Source organism: Candidatus Kuenenia stuttgartiensis, from assembly GCF_900232105.1.
Taxonomy (GTDB): Bacteria; Planctomycetota; Brocadiia; order Brocadiales; family Brocadiaceae; genus Kuenenia; species Kuenenia stuttgartiensis_A.
The window spans coordinates 96,842-113,023 of the sequence record NZ_LT934425.1 but is presented as its reverse complement, the minus strand read 5'-3'; the positions used below and the strand labels follow the sequence as shown (position 1 = coordinate 113,023).

Here is a 16,182-nt window from a genome sequence, read left to right as displayed (position 1 = left end):
ATTTAATGGAACAAATAAAAAATAATACAATAGCTGGGTTTTTAGAAAATATACGGGAGAAAAAAGGGGAATTCTTTTCAGCAATACAGGATTTTGACGGAACAGGGGATAATTGCTTTAAAAAATGCGCACTGGTTTATATGTCCGTAAAGGTGTTTCTTATTCTTTTAGCGACGTGTTCAATAACGATATTGTTTTTGATGCCGGCATTTCAGGCATTTGTTGAAGAGACTTCCAGGCTGAAGGTCTTGCTTTTTACTTCCCCGGTAATTCTTGTTATTCTCTTTAAATTATATTTCATCGGCATGGTCTTATTCACCTATGACAGATCGAGACATGTCTTCCAATTAGCCGTCAAAAACATGTCCATCGAAAGGACAAGGATTATTTTAAAATTACGGGATGTAGCGCCTTTAGGTTTGAGGCATGCGTACTGTAAATTGATAAGATATCGATAACGGACGAAATAAATGAATAGTTCTTGTTCATGATAGAGTCGATAAAATTATAAATTCCTACCTCTGTAAATAAAGAGGCAAGAGTTTTTCAAGTGCACATTGATATCCTGACACATACAATTTTTCTCCCAGCAACGCAACGTGCTCCGGTTTTGGTATAGCATAGTATTCCGCTTCAATGATAATATCTTCCTGAGAAAAAATCTCCTTGTAGAGCGGAATGCCATCTCCGAAAATAGTTACCGGTCTTGGGAGAAGAGCTAACAACTTCTCCGGCTCAATTACCAGAAATTCCGTTAGCCTTTTTTTTCGGTTTCCTTCAAATAGGTAAACACATGCGTATACGTGCTTACGCCTGGCGTCAATTATCGGGCAGAGGGATAACGTACCGTCCGAGTGGTAATTTTCCGCGATGATATCAAATATTGGCACATCAACGACCGGCCTGTTCAGCGCGTATCCGAGGGTCTTTGCGCAAGTAACGCCAATCCTTAATCCCGTATAGGAACCAGGTCCCACATTCACTGCGATAACTTCAATATCGTTGATCTGCCAGTGTGCCTCTTCTAAAGCATCCTTAATGGCAGGGACGAGCTCCCTTTCATGTTGTACGATACCGCTGAATGTTTTTGTGATAATACATTGTTGATTCTCACAAAGGGAAATACCCCCGATATTCCCGGATGTTTCAATACCAAGTACTTTCATAACACGATTAAAAAAAACGTTAAACACGATGCCTGCCTATTGGAGGCGGGAGTGGCTAAGTAAAAACAGCATTTGTTAAATTATAACAGGGAATTGGAGATTGTGGAAAATGAAAATATATTATAAAAATTTCTTCTGCCCTTCGTTTCTCAGCGTTTCCGGCCACTTAGGCGGTAAATTATCACAATCGTATAAACTACTTATTGCCTTGACAATAAACAATAATTTTAATAACATTATTCCGTAGTTGATCATACCCGACCACATCAATAACCGTTACAGAATTTCTCCGAAACATTATATGGGCGTTTAGCTCAGTTGGCTAGAGCGCTTGCTCGACAAGCAAGAGGTCACTGGTTCGAGTCCAGTATCGCCCACCATCTCACGCAAAAGAGTGTATTGGATAAACCCCTTGTTTAAATAAACTAAATTATCACTAATCTTCAGGCCTTTCACCATTCTTACACAGTAATCTTTTATTCCGGAATTGCTTTAAAGACCTTTGCGTTTTTTATGATTTGCGGTGAACTCATTTCTTTTCCGGCGCGTTTAGATCCGGTATATTTCCCCTTCCATTTTCTTATTGATTTTCCCCAATATTAAAACTATAGTGTTGAGCCATCGGGGAGGGAGTTTTCGGTAGGGTGGTGTTTATTTCTCAAAAATCTTTTCTGTTTTGGAAATATTGAATGCCCATCTCATTCCGTTTGGCGAAATTCAGATTTACCGTGTGTGCGAAAGACCACATACGTTTTCCTGCATATAAGGGGGCGGTATTTCGCGGTGGATTTGGGTATGCCTTTAAAAAAATCGTCTGTGTGGTAAAGGGAAAACCATGCGATAACTGCATGCTGAAACAAAAATGCATTTACGCATATATCTTTGAAACTCCGCCCCCGGAAGACGCCGGGATGCTTCGTCTCTACCCCAAAGTGCCCCATCCTTTTGTCATAGAACCCCCTGCAGATGAAAAGCTTCTTTATACCCCCGGAGAATCATTTCCCTTCAATCTTATCCTCATTGGCAAGGCCATAGAGTATTTGCCTTATTTTATCTATACCTTTACCGAACTGGGGAGACAGGGTATCGGTAAGGGCAGGGGTAAATATGACCTTACCCTTGTTGAGGGAACCGGCATTAACGATGAATCGGTTCCTATCTATAACGGTCAAGACCAGATACTTACCAACCAATTTCCCATCATTTACTCCCGGCAGTTACAACACCACAATGGCAGTTCTGATAATGATACCCTGCATATTTCCCTGAAAACCCCTGTACGGCTTCGTTTTAACGGTCACATTACGGATATCCTTGAATTCCACGTCCTTGTCCGAAACCTTCTGAGGCGCATTTCGTCTTTATCATATTTCCATTGTGAAGAAAGATTGGAAGTTGATTTTAAAGGATTAATCGAAAAGGCATCCACTATCAGGCAAACACACTCTGATCTTCACTGGTATGACTGGAATCGGTATTCTACGCGGCAGGAGCAGTGGATGTCCCTTGGTGGTGTTTTGGGAACTGTTACCTATGAAGGTAATAACTCCGAATTTATACCCTTTCTCAAATTAGGGGAATTTATCCATATCGGAAAAGGGACGTCATTCGGTCTTGGGAGATATGAAATAATGAAGTCTTCAAATAAGTAAAAAAGCAAAATAAGGAGGTGAATAAGGCGTTTTTCCCTTGTTGCCAGAAAAAAGAGAGAAAGTCCTAAATCCGTGCATAACAGACTATGTTTTAAAGAGTTAACGGATTTTAGAAACATAGTTAAAAAAGGGGGTGGTTACAGGAAAATCATAATCAATTGTGTTTTAACAGGTTAAGAGAATTTTTTAAGAAAAAGGATAAAAATCTCGATGTGTAATGATTACAGATTGTGGAGGTTACAGGAAATGGCCTTGCAAGTAGTTGTTAATTCTAAAGTTACATATGCCGGCGTGGAAATCATTGACCTGATGTAGAAGGGATTGAGACTTATCATCAAGACATTCTGGCGCTTCATATGAATCTGGGTGGAAATCATTGACCTGATGTAGAAGGGATTGAGACGAAAACGGATTGGAGAACCCACTGTCATCAATTTCAGGTGGAAATCATTGACCTGATGTAGAAGGGATTGAGACGCTCATCGCCGTACCAGTAGGTATGGTCGCTTTCCCGGTGGAAATCATTGACCTGATGTAGAAGGGATTGAGACGTGGTATGAAAAAGGCATGTGTGGCGCCGGATTAGGAACGTGGAAATCATTGACCTGATGTAGAAGGGATTGAGACTTGGAGAACGGAAAGTCATCGCCAGTGCTATTGACGTGGAAATCATTGACCTGATGTAGAAGGGATTGAGACGATACATACTTTTGCATCAGGAAAATCTTCTTTTTGGTGGAAATCATTGACCTGATGTAGAAGGGATTGAGACAAAGGTAAAGACGTCTCCCCCGTTATTGCATTGGGTGGAAATCATTGACCTGATGTAGAAGGGATTGAGACAGCAAAAACACATTCCACACAACATATAGCACACCATCGTGGAAATCATTGACCTGATGTAGAAGGGATTGAGACAAACAGAAACAAAGTCTGCGTCAAAAGCAGATAAAATTTCTTGTGGAAATCATTGACCTGATGTAGAAGGGATTGAGACAGAACTAAAAAGCAAATTATCAGGGTTAGTTTCTGTTTGTGCGTGGGAATTATTGACCTGATGTAGAAGGGATAAGCCACCAATGGCGGAGTTGAAAGATGAATGTTGCAAGTTTAAAGGAAATAACGAAAAAGCATGAAAGATTTCGGGGAACTGAAAGTATGGCAAACGGGCATGAATTTATTTGATGAAGTGATAAGGGACATAGAAAAATTCCCAAAAACAGAGGTTGGCAAGATAATAGCAAATCAAATAATACGAAGTGTTTTTTCAATTACCGCTAATATTACAGAGAGATATGGAAGAAGGAAAGAGTAAGAGTAAGAGTAAGAGTAAGAGTAAGAGTAAGAGTAAGAGTAAGAGTAAGAGTAAGAGTTTGTACATTATTTATATATTTCAAGAGGGTCTGCAAATGGAACAATTGATTGGTATGAAAAACTAAAAAGATCTGGGTTCATAGATTCAATGGTATTTGTGAAACGGGAACAAACATGCCAGGAGATACGGGCTATGTTGAGTAAGATGATTAGTACATGGGAGAAAGAATGACTTTTTACTTTTGACTTTCACTCCAGCTCTGCTGGTTCGGCCTGATAGAAGGGATGTTGTATCCATTCGGTGTTTATGGTATGCGTTTTCTTTTGAAGGTTGATATGAGTTTTTTAACTATTGATGATTGATTCAATATAATTATCTAATCATATTGAATTAATTGGAGCAACAAGGCACTTTATGTATGAAGAAGTATTACATATTTCAATAACGGATTGCTAATTTTGAATAAGAGAAACGAAATTATGGAGAATCATATGAATGAAGAACAGACGAGGGAATATAAATCTATAATCCTTGGCTCATTATTACATGATATAGGAAAGATAGTAATTCGTGCAAATCAAGATAATAATGGAAGAGACTCTTGTTCCATGGGTATGGAATGGCTAGATAAGCATGTAATGAATGGTTTGCCATCGACAATATCAACGTACACAAAGCTCCATAATAAAAAATACATTAGAGAAATAGAAAATAACAATTTAACCTTGATTTGCTACCAGGCAAATAATTTAGCAACGTCACTAAAAGACGAAGAAATAGTTGAATCAATCAACCTAAAGCATGAGCCCTTAATGTCAATATTTTCAAAAATCCATTTGAAAGAAAATATATCTGAAGAAAAATGTTATTTTCATAAATTAAAACCGCTTTCAAGAGAAATACGCTATCCAGAAGAGAGGGAGCATATAAAAATAGAAGCGTACGATTACGACAACCTTCTCAAGCAATTTGAGAATGATTTTACAATTTGGATTCAAAAAGGTTTATCGATTTCAGCACTTATCGTATTATTAGAAAAATATTGGTCTTCCGTACCTTCGGAAACAGTAAAAACAAAAAATAATGTGGCTTTATACTCAGACGTTTCTTTTTTTGACCATGCCAAGGTAACATCCGCCATAGCTTCCTGCCTTTATAATTATTTTATTGAATTAAAAAAAGAAATGTTTAATGCAAATATATTTAAGGATGAAATATTAGACAGAAATAAAAATTATTTCAGACTCATTGGGGGTGATATCTCCGGGGTTCAAACCTTTATCTATACAATATCTTCAAAAGGTGCCTTAAAAACTCTAAGAGCACGGTCTTTTTTTCTTGAGCTATTTACGGAACACGTGGTTTCTGAAATAATAGAGTACTTCAATTTAACCAGAGCAAACATTATTTACAATGGCGGAGGCAAATTTTATATCCTTTCTCATAACAAGGATGGTATTGAATTAGAAATAAATCATTTTGCACAAAAAATTAACAACTGGTTATTGGCCAATTTTCGACACACGCTATTTCTCGCGATGACCTCCGTTCCGGTCTCAGGAGATGATTTATCTACGGATAAAATATGCGAAGTATGGTCTAACTTGGGCAATGAGTTATCAAAAGTAAAATCAAACAAATTCAGCAACAATTTGTCGGAGATACTCAGTCCTATAGAGACAAAAGACCCTTTAGAAAAATGTTCTATTTGCTACAGAGATGATGTTACTTTAACTGATCTAATTATTTTTCAGAAAAAAATAAAATCTTGCGACTTTTGCAAAAAATTATACTCTTTGGGAGATACCCTAATTGATTGCACGGAGATACAAGGAAAGAATGTAGATGAAAAAATTGAAGACACGATATGTTTGCCTAAAATTAAAGGGCATTTTATATCCTATTCTTTTGAGAATCGGACAAATGATGCAGACAGGACTTATCTTCTAAATAATTCCGACATAAATAAATTCTCAACCCATAACACCTCTCAACTCTGTTATTGTAATTATGTACGTATCGTAAATGATCTCCCGGAAAAAGCCAAAAGTAAGGAATTGGAAGGGAAAGCATCCATAAGATCTACTGCTAGTTTTCAGGGGCTCAGCTTGGCATCGAGAGGCGCATCAAGGATTGGTGTATTAAGAATGGATATTGATCATCTGGCGAAAGTATTTTTAAAAGGTTTAGACAAACAGAACAGAACCTTCTCCAAACTATCCACACTCTCAAGAGAATTGACCTTATTTTTTAAACATTATATCAGGCGTATTTGTGAGAGAAAGCTTGATAGCAGTATATATAGCGCCCTTGATATTAGCGAGAAAAGCCACACGGAAAACAAAGGTAGAAATATAAGCATAATCTATTCCGGTGGTGATGATTTGTTTTTAGTTGGTTCATGGGATGATGTAGTTGAAGTTGCCTTCGACATTAATAATAGTTTCAAGAGTTATACCTGCGGTAGGCTTAGCATTTCAGGAGGTATTATCACTGCCGACGAAAACTACCCTTTACATCTTCTAGCGTGAGTTTATCACAAAATAAGGCATGAAGCAACGTAACATAAATACAGTCAATGCGTTAAGCACAACATCAATTGTATACACTGAGTCCTTGAAGTTTCAGCCGATGTTTGTGGAAATCCATAATGCCTAACGCATTCATCAACAGAGATTCCTTGTCGGACATTTCTTCCAATTTGTAGGTAGCCTTAACTCTCCCTCTGGCCTTTGTTTCTTCAAGCATAGCAGAAAGCCTTATATTATTAAGGGTGTCTAACAGGGTATCTAACGTTCCACTAAATTGTGCGTGCGCTTTTGCCTGATACCACACAATCGCCGCCATTAGGTATCCGAGGACGCAAATAAAAAAATGCACCCTGATTTTCTGATCCGTCCAGTGAAATTGCGGTTTTAAAGCAAGGTGATAGGGGTTCTTGAGATTTCTAAAGGCATGTTCAATTTTTGATTGCCCATAGTAGGCTTTTATAATGTCCGCGGTATCCCAATCGTGATGGTCTGTCATAAGAATCCTGAACCCCAGTTCCCCTTCTATTTCTTCGAGCTTTTTCTGGTCGATTGAAAAATTCAATTGAAACTTGCCTTCAGATACCTCTTTTAACGACCAATCGATAACATCCTTCGCAAATTGACATTTCACTACACTTCTTATCGTATCCTCCAGACCCTCTTTGTCCCGCATCTTTCCCTTTGGATTACACAGATGCTGCTGTAAGAGCTTTAACTGATGTTCTGCCTTTTCCAGAGACTGAGACATTCCCCTTAATTGCCCAACCTTTAATTTCTCGGAAATAAATACGACAACGGTTCTTTCCTGCCCCCAAATAACCCGTTTGTCATGGTACACCTGTATCTTACTGCCGTCAACGTCATATTCCCTGAAATTACACATGGCATCCCCTACCAACTGCTTGTGATGATACGGTGTAAGCGCTCCAACGTAATGCAATGCCAATCTCTCTACAATAGCCATATTGTCCATGGAATTGTTTCCACGATCAAAAACAATAGTGTGCTTTTTGCTGTCGAAACCTAATCCGGTCATCCTGTCTTTTATCGTCTCAAGAACCGCGCTGAACACCTTTGCATCCGCCATGTTCCCCTGATAGGTATGGTGAAACAACGGTATCATGTCGTTACGTGTAACGACCATCGCCAACCCGACCTGCCTGAGATCGTATCGCTTTTGTTTGTTTTTCCCCCGCCGGGCAATAGTGCATCGCAGATTAGTTGTGTCGATATACGTGAAAAAATTGGTTGTATCAAAAAACAGTGTGTCGCTTTGAAGGTTGTATGTTTTAAATGTCTTTTCAATTAATTCGCGCTCGATTTCTGCAATGGATTCTTCAGGAAGTGCATCCATCAAATCCCAGAAATGCTGACTGTCTATTTTACTCAAGCTGTGTCTGAGTAAGTATTCGGCAGTAGTCGTCTTTGCCCAATCCCACCATCCTCTTTTGCTGGTAGGCACACACACTCTCCCCACGGCACCCAACAAGAGGGTACTTCCGGCGGTCAGATTATTTCGAACAGGTTTTTTAGCACAATACTGCCGTGGCGACTTTATATATTTATTAATCACGGAAGGGACGTCCAGGGCATTGGCCACACTTAGCAATGCGGCTACCGCGCCATGTGAATAAGATTTGAGCCGTAATTTTTCGGTAAGACCTTGCAGTTGTTTTAATAAATCGTCTGCCTTGCCAAGATAGGCCAGGACGATGGGCCTGGGCTTGCCGTTAACGCGCCGCGATTCGACAATATACCAATATTTATAACCTCTGGAGTTTTTAGATTGAATGGTAGCCATGGCTATTAGTTGTTAGTGTATACGTAATAGATTAATACTCCGTGTATAATAGTATATACAGGCATATAATGCAATATAAATATAGTATTATTCAGTGTATACATAATTTTTTAGACAAAAAAAGTCGCAACCCGATACAAATCATTGGATTGCAACTTGATGTCTTTGTCTTACACCTTATTTCGTGATAAACTCACGCTAGCAGATCTTGCAGGAGACGCTGAAAATCTTGCAAAAGATTCAGGACGGAACAGCCTGGCATTATTTTATAATCCAGCGTTAAAAAATAAAAGGTTTGGAACAAGGAATACAATCAAGCAGGTTTTTTCGTGGGACAAAACTACGGATGATGTATTGAAGTTCATAAATTTATTTAAAACCATGGGCAAAATAGATCAAAATGAAAATCGTTTTAAATCCGAATATGCGCATGGATTAATTTACAAACTCTTTTCCCTCTTTGAATTGTGGGAAAGGGAAGGTGTCATATATCTGCCGAGAATGGCGTATGTAATTGCGAGAGTAAGAAAGGAGTTAAGCGAAAAAATAAATGAGACTGACAGAAACAAATTTGAAAGTTTTTTAATGAATCCGAATGATATTATTAATTTAAGAATTCCTTTAATATGGATAGAGTTGCTCAGTAGAGCAGAAAATCTTCATTAATAATGAGAGGGAAATAGGCAAATGTCAAATTTTAAAAAAAATGTGCCAAGCGGTCCACCTTCTGTAATAAACGGCATAGTGAAAGAATTGAAGGCTCTTCCAGATATGGGAAGTTTGCCGGCATCGCATCTTGTGAAATACGCAGAAGACGTTGGTGACTTTCTCGCAAACAAAGTGCGTCTCAAAACAAATCAAATTCGTAAATTTCTCGACATGGTAAATACCATACGGGCCGAGGGGATAGCAAATCCTAAGTTGCATTATAAGGAAAAAGTAATTCTGTTAAAGCCCAAACTTGCATATGCGGCAGGCAGGTCTAGAGAGGTTGTCCCCCTTATGGAAGTTCTTGATCCCTGTATGGACAAAGTTAAGGTTGAAAAGGATTTTGAAAGATTTCACAAGTTCGTTGAGTCGATTGTTGCATATCATCGGTATCATGGCGGTCGGGAATCATAAATAAAAGGAGAAAATATAATGCCAAGGCTTCAAGAAAAACCATTACTAGGAAAAATATTTATTCTGGGAAAGATAAAATGTGAAACTGGACTTCATATTGGCGGCTCAAAAGAAAAAATGGATATTGGTGGTATCGACGCACCGGTAATGAGAGATCCTCTTACAAGAGAACCGTACATACCCGGAAGTTCATTGAAAGGAAAGTTAAGATCACTTTTTGAGCGAATGGAGAATAAGCAGTTTAATAGATCAGGTGGGGGAGACGTTTGGAGGCATGAATGCACAGACTCTCAGTGCTACGTCTGTAGACTTTTCGGATCTACCGGAAGTAATGCAGATGAAAATCTTCCTTCCAGGCTTTCTGTCAGAGATTGTTTATTGGAGGAAGAGAGTAGAGAAAAATTAAAAAAAATTGATACCGGCTTGCAATACACGGAATGGAAATTTGAAAACTCACTTGATAGAGTTACTGCCGCCGCAAATCCTCGACAATTAGAGCGTATTCCCGCTGGCGCCAAATTCGAGTTTGAAATCGTATATAACGTGGAGGCTAGTAATGGCGAGGCAAAAAAAGATTTATCCAACCTTTTAGAGTTAATAAGTTTATTGCAAGACGATTATCTGGGAGGACATGGTTCAAGAGGTTACGGCAAAGTCGGTTTTACAATAGATAAATTCATGGCAAGAAAATTGGAATTCTACAGGGCAACCTCCGAAGAAGACAAAAAAAGCAATAGTTCAATCTTGGAAAATAAAACCATTGATGAATGCAAGCAGAATGTTGACGAAATATTATCTATGTTTGATATTTTGTAAGGGGTTGGTATGTCTACTAAAATTGCAAAATTTCAATTTTATACTTCTGCTTATTTTGGTGAAGCCGGAATCGGCGTTGAAGAATCAAGTGAAATGGTTCACTCCGACACCATATTTAGCGCCATATGTCATGCTTGGGGAATAGTCTATGGAAAAACGGATATGGAATCCATGCTTGCCAAATTCAAAGATGCCGCTCCTTTTCTGATTACCTCCTGTTTTCTTTATAGCAACGAAACATTTTTTTTACCCAAACCACATACACTTCCCCCTGGGTTTGAAAACGCTGAGATTCGCGAAGAATTTGGCAAAAAGGTTAAGAATATATCTTTTTTACCTTTTGAACTTTTTGAACAGTGGGCAAAAAGAGAAAAAATTGAGAATTATCTCAAAAAAGTAGTATTGCCGGACTACGACTCATGTTACCAATTTGATTTGATTCCACGAGCTACCATTGATCGCTCAACCTTAAATGCACAAATATTCCGCATGAAAACAGTGAGATTCAATAAAGATTGCGGTTTATATTGCATCGTCAAAATAAATGATTTATCCATTGAAGAGAAGATAAAGTCGTCCCTTGAATACCTTGGGGAATCTGGGCTCGGTGGAAAAAGAAACATTGGATTGGGAAGATACAAATTATGTTGGGAAGACATAAATGAAAAATGGAAAAATCTTCTTGCCTTTAAAGGCAATGCGCATTGCACATTATCGCTTTACCACATGAATATTGAAGGGGTTTTAGAGAGTCTTATTGAAGGCGCTTCATATGGATTGATTGAGCGAAGAGGGTGGATGTCTACTCCATTCAGTAAAGCTCAATACAAACGAAAAACAGTAAGCATGTTCTCTGAAGGTTCAGTGTTCAAACAAACCATACAAGGGAATCTTGTTTCCGTTACACCGGAAATATTAGAAAAAAAAGATTTTCATCCCGTTTATAGAAATGGACTTGCCTTTACCGTGCCAATTTTAGCATAGGATATCAATTATGAAATTGAAGCTTAAAACCCTTTCTTCCATTCACATTGGAGGAAAAGAGGGAAATTTTTTACCGATGGAATATCTCATTTTTAGAAATAAATGTTATTTCATTAACGAAGATAAGCTCTCAAAAGAACTGTACGATAGACAACTTCTTGATAACTTCTTAACCGGAATCAAACAAAAAGGCAAAGATTTTAGCGTTGATGCCTTCCTTAAAGAAAAAAAACTCCTGACACAGGAATTCCTGGATAAAACATCCAGTTATTCCAGTCATTGCAACATCAATATCCAAGGTAATATAAGATCCTGCATTAGAAATGCATTTTCACAGCCTTATCTTCCCGGTTCTGCCATAAAAGGGGTGATAAGGACGTCAATAATGTATGTCATCTTAAAAAGACTTAATGATACTTTACGTAAAAAGATATTAACTGATTTTGTACAAAAAAAACTTTTGGAATATAAAAAAGATCCCAGAGGAGAGCAGGGCTATTCCTGGTTTAAAGAAAGGTTTAAACAATGGTTTGCACAAAGACTCGACGAAGAAATCTTTCAAAAATTTGTTATCAAAAATAACCAGAAACGATATGATCCGCATTCTGATATCTTAAGGTGCATACAGATTTCCGATTCAAACTCTATTGATACCGGCAATTTACATCTTGAAGAAGTAAAAATATTCAGTGCTGACTCTGCTAAAAGCCCAAAAGACTGGTCTGTTTTTGTTGAATGCATACCTGCTGGTAATGAATTTACCTTTCAATGTAAAATTGACGAATGGTTGCTAAATAAATTTAAAGAAAATAACCCATCAAATTCCTTCGGTGTAGCCTTCTCAGAACTAAAGAAAATTTTATCTAATCCCTTTGAAGCAGTGAATGAAATGACCTCCGATTTATTAAGAGAGGAAGAATCGTTCTTTTCGCAAAAATTGAAACTGAAGAATATTTTAAATTTTGGAAATGAAACTCCAAATTTTAGACTGGGTTGGGGCATGGGACTTTTAGGGACGTCCGTAGCAATGCTTCTGCCAGCAGAGACGAAACAAGACTTAAGAAATATACTCTTCACAGATCGGGGAGATTCACCTGCGCCTAAGTCAAGAAGGATAATAACAAGTAACCATTCAAGCTATGCTATATTAGGCTGGTGTGTAGTAGAAAATAATATTTGAAGAAATATTCTTTAAATAAATTATGGACTGGATAATAATAATTCCCACAATACTAGGAGGTGTAGCTGCTTTAGTTGTTATATATGAATTCGTTATTGCTAGAAAAAACAAAAAAGACATTGATGCTAATACGGTAACAAACATTGATGACATTAAATATGAAATTAGCTGTTTTCTTTTAGCGAACATTCATAGGGTCAGAGGTTGTGAGAAATGTGAACCAGAAGCTGATGAATGTATAGAAATCCACAAACGTGTTAATGGAATTCGAACAAAATCAGGATTGAAAAGGTTAAAAAAGGAATTTGCAGAAATTGCAATTACTTTAGCGAAATGCCCCGATTGTAATGCGTTAGCGATTGATTTTTATGATTTCGAATGTGAAATTGATAACAAAATATTAAACTTTAGAACCTGAAATAATCATGCATAACAAAATAAAAATACTTCTTATTGCCAATATAGGCAGTCGCGACCTTCAATTAGAGGGTGAGGCAATAAAGCCTGCAAGGATAGAAGGTGAAAGGATGAACGAGAACTTCAAAAGTGTCTCTGAAAAACTCTCAACACCTATTTTATCCCCCATAATAAACTACCTCAAAGATAATAATCCAGACTCCGACATTGAATTATTGCTTTTTTCTACCAATCAAGAGGATGCTGCAGAACATTATCGAAGTAACGATACTCTCTACTTTGCAAAATGCATTCAACAATTATATCGTGGTAAAAAACCAATAACGAAAGTTGCTATCAAAGAAATAGATGCAAATCCTAACCTTTATGACTCAATGTTCGAATATTTCGGTAAATTTCTCAGTGGTAAAAAAAGTATGTTCGATGATCATTTTGATGAAATTTACGTTTCTCTTGCAGGTGGAATACCTGCCTGCAATATGGCGTTGTGCTTCCACTCAATCAGTATTTTTCAGCAAAAGTGTGTACCTGTCTATTCCTTAGAAGGTAGCGGTATTGTTGTTCCCTTGCAAATAGGAAAACAACTTATTAAAAATTCCAAAATTGCTCTTGTATTGAAACAAATAGAAAATTTTGAATATAGCGTGGCGTCTTCTCTTTTAAGGGATTTGAACCAGGAAGATATTGCTTCAGTTGCGGAAATAACTCGTCACCGACTTAATTTCAACTTCGACTTGGCAAGGAGCCAATCGGGAAAACTCATTGCAAAGGTGTCTGGCAAAATTAGAAACCTTTTAATTGTATTTACATCGGAATTTCAGGAACTTTTGGATCATGATCTTAAATCTTTAATATTGGAACTCTATTTTAATGCGGAGATTAAATGGAAAAAGGGGGAATATCTTGATTTCCTTGGAAGATTATTTCGTTTTCAGGAAGCGGTGTTGCGTTACATTGTTGAAACAAATCTTGAAATAGTTACCGACACAGATAAAAACAAGAATACCTATGAAAATTACTCAAGGGGTATTCAAAATATCGAGGGTTTGATACCTTATTTAGAGCAGTACCCTTCTGAAAACAATAAACTGCTCTACAACAAGCCTTCTGTTCCAACCTTGATGGCTATTTTGAATTTTATTACACAAAAAAACGAGGGGAACACCTCTTTCTCAAATATATTTAATACTTTAAGAGAACTTCAACGTCTCAATACACTAAGAAATAAAAGCCCCTTGGGACACGGTTTTGAAGGCGTTTCCAAAGAAAAAATAGAAAAAATAATTCCAGGATTTTCCTTAGAGCAACTTGTTCTTGTTATAGAGAATCTGGATATAAAAGCAATTGAGAATCCGTTTATCAGAGTAAATAAATTAATTGAGTCGTTACTTTAATGTGGAGAAGAATTTTGTTTTCTACAAGAGAATTTATTCCTTGTCCCTCTGTATTCTCCGTGGCAAGAAATACTGTGGTAGAGCCGTTTTTGTGAGAAATTGGCTAAAATTATATATAAAACCTTATTTTATAATAGGTTAACGAATTTTTTTTATCGTAAAAAAAGGGGATGATAACAGGAATTGGCCTTATAAGTGGCTGTCTTTATTGATGTTAAAAAGGGTACCCTAGGAAACATTGACCTGATGAATAAGGGGCTAGAAATTAATTAGGAATGGAGAATGAACAATGATGAATCGAAGGATACAGAAAGATACGAATTGATAATTCTTCATTCACAATTGAACATTGCATTTGTTTGGCCTGTTGTCGTAGGGACAGAACACAGTTACCAGAGGCGAGTGGCCAGATGACAGATGAACAAAAATACGCATAAAAACATACTGCATCATTTTACCGAATTGAAAGTATGGCAGGAGGCACACAATTTATATTTATTGGCACTGATTGATGTTGAGAAATTTCCCCGTGGTAGAGGTGCATATAATTTAATTGATTAACTCTTAAGATCGGTTGGTTCAATAAGCGCTAACACCGCCAAGGGTTTAACAGAAGGAGCACGAAACATTACCTTCCGTATTTATTCAAATAATGGAGATAATCGAATCTAATGAGAGGAAAGATACAAACAAGAATAAAAGAATTATCGCCGTTTATTATTACTCTATGTGTATTATTAAGCGCGGGATGGGCGACCGAAGTTTTTTGGGATTTTTTTGAATATCTGACGAAAGAAAATATAATGTTGCATCGATTGTTAAAAATTGTCTCTGTTGTTTTCTTTTTCTCTATGGCCTATCTATTGTATAGAAAGAGAAATGTTTTCTTCAGGCCTCGTACCCGATATTTTTCATATGATGAAAATCCTGAAAAAAGGAAACACCTTGTTCTTTTCCTTTCAAATCTTCCGAAGAAACTTGAGGAAACAAACGGAATTCCGAAGGGTTTACACCTTATTTATGAAATAGATAAAGATATAGAAACCATTGAACTATTAAAACAAGAACCACAACACCCAATTTTGTGGAAATGGGAAATGCCGCTCAGGGCAATACGGCATCATATGGGTATTCTGGAAACCGTTACTCTTATTTGTTCACCGGAATCTATCAATCAAGTATATATGTTTCTTCATCTTTGCGAAAAATATAATTCTTTTAGACAGATTCGTTTTTATCTATTAGCACGAAAAGGGGACACAAACAAACTATTGCAACTTTCTCCTGATGTAACAATAAATGGTTATCAAGGTTTTGATTTTGAAGAATTTGACAGGCTCTCACACGCACTATGGTTTTTGCTCAGTGAATTTAAGAAAAATAAATATAAAGAAGAAGAAATTATGATCGATATTACGGGAGGTCAAAAACCAACAAGTGTTATAGGCGCTTCAATGACCTTTAATTTGAAAATCAAATTGCAATATGTTCAAACAAATTTACCATGGCATGTGGTGAGTTATGATGTTCTCCTTTCTTCTGCTGATAGTGGGGAGCTGGATTCGTGATTATTATTGATCTCTCAACGGTTTTTGATAATGTTGCTAAACTTTCAAATTTAGATGAATATTTAGGCAAATGTATGAATCTCGCCGGCGAAGGAGACGAAGTTATTTTGACCGGTAGTGCCCCTGTCTGGCTTTACCTGGCGGTTGCACATGCTTTGCACGGAAAAGCGAAGAAATTGATATATCGATCACCTGTTACCGGTGATGTTGTCATATTTGACCATGACCCATTTTGA

The 16,182-nt window shown here is 37.2% G+C and carries 15 protein-coding genes, 1 tRNA gene, 1 pseudogene and 1 CRISPR repeat array; of the genes and pseudogenes, 15 read left to right on the top strand and 2 right to left on the bottom strand.

Features of this window, described 5'->3' with window-relative positions; translation table 11 throughout:
• Positions 1-5 precede the first annotated feature (5 nt).
• Entirely contained in the window at positions 6-458 is a 453-nt protein-coding gene (locus tag KSMBR1_RS00580; RefSeq protein WP_099323579.1) for a hypothetical protein, read from the top strand.
• Positions 459-515: 57 nt separating this feature from the next.
• On the opposite strand, the gene tsaB is transcribed toward KSMBR1_RS00580, so the two are convergent.
• Positions 516-1,193: a tRNA (adenosine(37)-N6)-threonylcarbamoyltransferase complex dimerization subunit type 1 TsaB gene (gene tsaB, locus KSMBR1_RS00575; protein WP_157775574.1), complete on the bottom strand. Its 678-nt coding sequence runs from the start codon at positions 1,191-1,193 to the stop codon at positions 516-518.
• A gap of 276 nt (positions 1,194-1,469) precedes the next feature.
• On the opposite strand from tsaB, the gene KSMBR1_RS00570 reads away from it, so the two are divergent.
• The 4 genes and pseudogenes from KSMBR1_RS00570 to cas10 all read left to right on the top strand — a co-directional run bounded on the left by KSMBR1_RS00570 (position 1,470) and on the right by cas10 (position 6,664).
• Positions 1,470-1,546, top strand: a tRNA-Val gene (locus KSMBR1_RS00570).
• Between the two features lie 309 nt (positions 1,547-1,855).
• The gene (cas6, locus tag KSMBR1_RS00565; protein ID WP_099323577.1) at positions 1,856-2,818 is read left to right on the top strand and encodes a CRISPR system precrRNA processing endoribonuclease RAMP protein Cas6; all 963 of its coding nucleotides are present in this window, start codon (positions 1,856-1,858) and stop codon (positions 2,816-2,818) included.
• 291 nt (positions 2,819-3,109) lie between these two features.
• Positions 3,110-3,815: direct repeats of the CRISPR family, unit length 37 nt; unit sequence GTGGAAATCATTGACCTGATGTAGAAGGGATTGAGAC.
• A gap of 135 nt (positions 3,816-3,950) precedes the next feature.
• A pseudogene (locus KSMBR1_RS22255) lies at positions 3,951-4,364 on the top strand (four helix bundle protein).
• A 260-nt stretch (positions 4,365-4,624) separates the two neighbouring features.
• The gene (gene cas10 / locus KSMBR1_RS00550; protein WP_157775571.1) at positions 4,625-6,664 is read left to right on the top strand and encodes a type III-A CRISPR-associated protein Cas10/Csm1; all 2,040 of its coding nucleotides are present in this window, start codon (positions 4,625-4,627) and stop codon (positions 6,662-6,664) included.
• Positions 6,665-6,728: 64 nt separating this feature from the next.
• On the opposite strand, the gene KSMBR1_RS00545 is transcribed toward cas10, so the two are convergent.
• Complete coding sequence (locus KSMBR1_RS00545; protein WP_099323573.1) at positions 6,729-8,465, bottom strand: IS1634 family transposase; 1,737 nt, start codon at positions 8,463-8,465, stop codon at positions 6,729-6,731.
• Between the two features lie 159 nt (positions 8,466-8,624).
• Between KSMBR1_RS00545 and KSMBR1_RS00540 the strand changes: the two genes are divergently transcribed.
• The 10 genes from KSMBR1_RS00540 (at position 8,625) to KSMBR1_RS00500 (ending at position 16,182) form a co-directional block, all read left to right on the top strand.
• The gene (locus KSMBR1_RS00540) at positions 8,625-9,131 is read left to right on the top strand and encodes a hypothetical protein (protein WP_099323572.1); all 507 of its coding nucleotides are present in this window, start codon (positions 8,625-8,627) and stop codon (positions 9,129-9,131) included.
• Positions 9,132-9,152: 21 nt separating this feature from the next.
• Positions 9,153-9,587, top strand: a complete 435-nt coding sequence (gene csm2 / locus KSMBR1_RS00535; RefSeq protein ID WP_099323571.1) for a type III-A CRISPR-associated protein Csm2 — start codon at positions 9,153-9,155, stop codon at positions 9,585-9,587.
• A gap of 18 nt (positions 9,588-9,605) precedes the next feature.
• Positions 9,606-10,403: a type III-A CRISPR-associated RAMP protein Csm3 gene (gene csm3 / locus KSMBR1_RS00530; RefSeq protein ID WP_099323570.1), complete on the top strand. Its 798-nt coding sequence runs from the start codon at positions 9,606-9,608 to the stop codon at positions 10,401-10,403.
• Between the two features lie 9 nt (positions 10,404-10,412).
• A complete protein-coding gene (csm4, locus tag KSMBR1_RS00525; RefSeq protein WP_099323569.1) occupies positions 10,413-11,387 on the top strand; it encodes a type III-A CRISPR-associated RAMP protein Csm4 in 975 nt (324 codons plus the stop codon).
• A 10-nt stretch (positions 11,388-11,397) separates the two neighbouring features.
• Complete coding sequence (gene csm5, locus KSMBR1_RS00520) at positions 11,398-12,567, top strand: type III-A CRISPR-associated RAMP protein Csm5 (protein WP_099323568.1); 1,170 nt, start codon at positions 11,398-11,400, stop codon at positions 12,565-12,567.
• A gap of 22 nt (positions 12,568-12,589) precedes the next feature.
• Positions 12,590-12,985, top strand: a complete 396-nt coding sequence (locus KSMBR1_RS00515; RefSeq protein ID WP_099323567.1) for a hypothetical protein — start codon at positions 12,590-12,592, stop codon at positions 12,983-12,985.
• Between the two features lie 7 nt (positions 12,986-12,992).
• Positions 12,993-14,378, top strand: coding sequence for a hypothetical protein (locus KSMBR1_RS00510; RefSeq protein ID WP_099323566.1), 1,386 nt, complete (start codon positions 12,993-12,995; stop codon positions 14,376-14,378).
• Between the two features lie 282 nt (positions 14,379-14,660).
• Positions 14,661-14,792, top strand: a complete 132-nt coding sequence (locus KSMBR1_RS22580; protein WP_261341074.1) for a hypothetical protein — start codon at positions 14,661-14,663, stop codon at positions 14,790-14,792.
• A gap of 257 nt (positions 14,793-15,049) precedes the next feature.
• On the top strand, positions 15,050-15,946 hold the full coding sequence (locus KSMBR1_RS00505; RefSeq protein ID WP_099323565.1) for a hypothetical protein: 897 nt from the start codon (positions 15,050-15,052) through the stop codon (positions 15,944-15,946).
• Complete coding sequence (locus KSMBR1_RS00500) at positions 15,943-16,182, top strand: CRISPR-associated protein Csx3 (protein ID WP_197705297.1); 240 nt, start codon at positions 15,943-15,945, stop codon at positions 16,180-16,182. The genes KSMBR1_RS00505 and KSMBR1_RS00500 overlap by 4 nt, the downstream gene beginning before the upstream one ends.